Below are 2,953 nucleotides of genomic sequence, written 5' to 3'. Positions count from 1 at the left end.
GCGGCGGCGGCGAAGCGCGAAGGCGGCTGCGAGATCTTCGTGAACATGTCGGACTTCGAGCAGTGCTACATGACGCTCGAGAACATGGCCCGCCCCGACGCCGAACGCATCGCGATCCTCGGGGCCGACGTGCAGTGGTCGCCCCAGCAGTTCGTGCACTGGGCCGCGGAACGCGCCCTGGACTGGTCCGGCCTTCCGGTCTGCCACATCCAGGCCGCCATGTTCGTCGAAAATCCCATCACGCTGTGGATACCGGCCGTGACCATCAAGGAGGACGACACGATCCGCCTGCCGTTCGGCGACGCCAAGACCGCGCCCGTGGCCACGGTCGATGTCACCGAGGTGTGCGTCGAGGCGCTCTTGAACCCCAAGGATCACGCAGGGAAGTCGCACCTCCTCACGGGGCCGACCCGCAAGAACTGGCACGAGTTCGCCGAGGATTTCTCGGCGGTGCTGGGGCGCAAGATCACCTATGCGCCGTCGACCCTGGAGCAGTTCAGGGAGCTGATGTACAAGGCGTTGCCGCCCATTGAGGACCACCCGGCGCAACACCTTATGAACCTGGCGCGGCAAAACGGGGGGGACCGGTACATCGCCGAGGTCACCGACGACGTAGAACGCCTGCTCGGCCGCCCCGCCACCACCTTCAAAGCCGTCATCGAGGCCGAGACCTGGCGCTTCCAGAAGGACGCGTTGAATCACCTCCAGCATCGTGAAGTGCGCGACCTCATGCCACAACGGGCCTTCTGATCCTCCCATGCCCGGCGGCGCGATGGCGTCGCCGGTGCTCAGCCGGCGACGTCGTGCGGCTCTCGCCGGCGCGCCGGTCGGCTGACGCGTGCGCGGCGATTACACAGGCCGAGAATCACGCCGCGGGGGCCCGTGGCGTGATGGCCCAGCCCATGCTCGGCGCCGGCAAGCGAGCCGGCCGCTTCAGGCCGCCCGCTCAGGACTGTTGATCGTCTCGGATCGGCCCGCCAACCAGGGAAACGGCCCCCGGTCTGGACCTAGGCGCGGCCATTCCCGCACCTTCAGCAACCTGACCGCCGCAGACTGCGACGCGGGGCGCCTTGTGGTGCTGATCAGACCGGGGGAGGCTGTGCCGATGATGCCTCCGGCGCGTCTGATCGAAGTGTACGCCGGGACGGATCGGCGGCCGCGCGCCGCAGCCAGGTCTGGCGGAGCGCTATGCGACCTCGGCAGGCGCGAGCCGCCCGACGTCGTCCGCTCTCGGCAACAAGGAAGCGGCCAAGGCCTAGAGCGCCGTCACGCTCGGTGATGGCGTCGCCAGATAGAGTTCCTCGACAAGGGCCGCATTGTTTGTGAGCACTGCGCGCTGGTTGACATAGCCCTTGTCGGTGATCTCGCCCGCGCCGAGAGAGGCGGGGGTCGTGAGCAAGGCGAAGGCCGCGATGCGTCGGGTCGAGCCCGAATTGCCTTCGTTGTGCGCGCGAAGATCACCGGCGATCCGTCGCCGAAGCTCCGCGTCCAGGGCCTCACCTCGAAGACCCTCGCTCACAAGCGACGCCAGCAAGGCGGGCCGGGCCCAGACCAGCAAACGGATGTCGTCGCGGTCGTGCCCGGCGACCACCGCGTCCAATAGGGATGGAGCGGTGGCGATGATCTGGTTGCGTAGGTCACCCGTGAGCACCCAAGATCCGTTCGAGAGCTTGAAGTTCTCGCTGATCCGGCCCGCGAAAAGCAGACCCTGGCGGGGGTCGGCGGGGTCAACAAACGTCACCGCGTCGCCGATCTTGTAGAAGCCCTCATCGTCGAATGCCGACGCGGTAAGATCGGGTCGATTCAGGTATCCCGGCATCACGTTGGGCCCGCGGGCGCGAATCTCGAAGCGGTCGCCCATCGGCATCAGCTTGATTTCCACGCCCGGAATGGGAAGGCCAATCTCGCCTTGGCCGAGGCTCGGCCAATGTGTGGCCGCCACACCCGGCGCGGTCTCTGTCGTTCCATATCCGGAAATAACGGGCAATTGGCGGCCGGTCGTCCGCAGGGAAAGCGCCTGCAGTCGTTCCCAGGTATCGCGCGACAGCGACGCGCCAGCGTAGGCGACGCGGCCGACGCGGCGCAAGAAGGTCTGCCTCAGGGTATCGTCCTGCTCCATGGCTTCCACCAGCATGCTCAGCCCGGCGGGCACATTCTGGACCGCGGTGACGGAGATCTCGCTCAGGTTCCGGATGGTGTGGCGGAAGAGATCCGGCGTCGGGCGACCATCGTCGATATAGAGGGTTCCGCCGTCCCGCACGACACCGTGGAGCGTGTTGTTGCCGCCCATGGTGTGATGCCAGGGCATCCAATCGACCAGGACGGGGGGGGCGTTCGCAGGTGCGACCAGAATGGAGCCCTGGGCTGCGCTGCACAGCATGCGGTGTGTCTGGGGCACGCCTTTCGGCGCACCGGTCGAGCCGGAGGTGAACAGGATTTTGGCCACGTCATCGGGCGCCGCCCTGGCGAAGAGCTCCTCGACGGCGTCGCGCGGCTCCGTCGCCTCAAGGGATGCGAAGCTCGTTGCCGTGGGATCAGGCTGCACGCTGACCCATTCCGCGTTGGCCAGGCCGGGGAGCTTCCGCGCTGAATCCAGGAGCGTGGTGGATTGCGCAAACACCATGGCCGGCTTCAGGACGGCCGCGATCTCCGCCAGGCGCGCCAGTCCGTCCGGATGCAGGCTGTAGGCTGGTGAGATCGGAGCCACCGGTGTCCCGGCGAGCATGCCTGCGAAGGTGACCAGCGCATGCTCGATGGAATTTCCCGTGAGGATCGCCACGGGCTGCTGCTGATCGAAGCCGCGGTCGACGAGCGCCTGGGCGATCGCGCGGATCCTGGCCCAAGCATCCCGGTAGTTGACCCGCCGCCAGGCGTCGTCAGGGCCGCGCTGGCCGAGGAAGGTGCGCTCGGGGGCCTCGGCGACCCACGGCAGGAAGAATTCGCAGCAGTGCCT

At 67.4% G+C, this 2,953-nt stretch carries 1 protein-coding gene and 1 pseudogene; one reads left to right on the top strand and one right to left on the bottom strand.

The features are described 5' to 3' along the window. Window positions 1–750, top strand: a pseudogene (locus Q8Q88_RS06155) (hypothetical protein); the annotation flags it as partial. Between the two features lie 505 nt (window positions 751–1,255). Here the strand turns inward: Q8Q88_RS06155 and Q8Q88_RS06150 are convergent. Further along, window positions 1,256–2,953 (bottom strand): AMP-binding protein (locus tag Q8Q88_RS06150; RefSeq protein ID WP_305674317.1); only part of this gene is annotated, 1,698 nt, incomplete at its 5' end.

The sequence above is a fragment of the Phenylobacterium sp. genome, assembly GCF_030697925.1.
In the GTDB taxonomy this organism is placed as follows: domain Bacteria; phylum Pseudomonadota; class Alphaproteobacteria; order Caulobacterales; family Caulobacteraceae; genus Phenylobacterium.
Note: the sequence above shows the minus strand (reverse complement) of the source record. Positions and strands in the feature narration are given on the sequence as shown.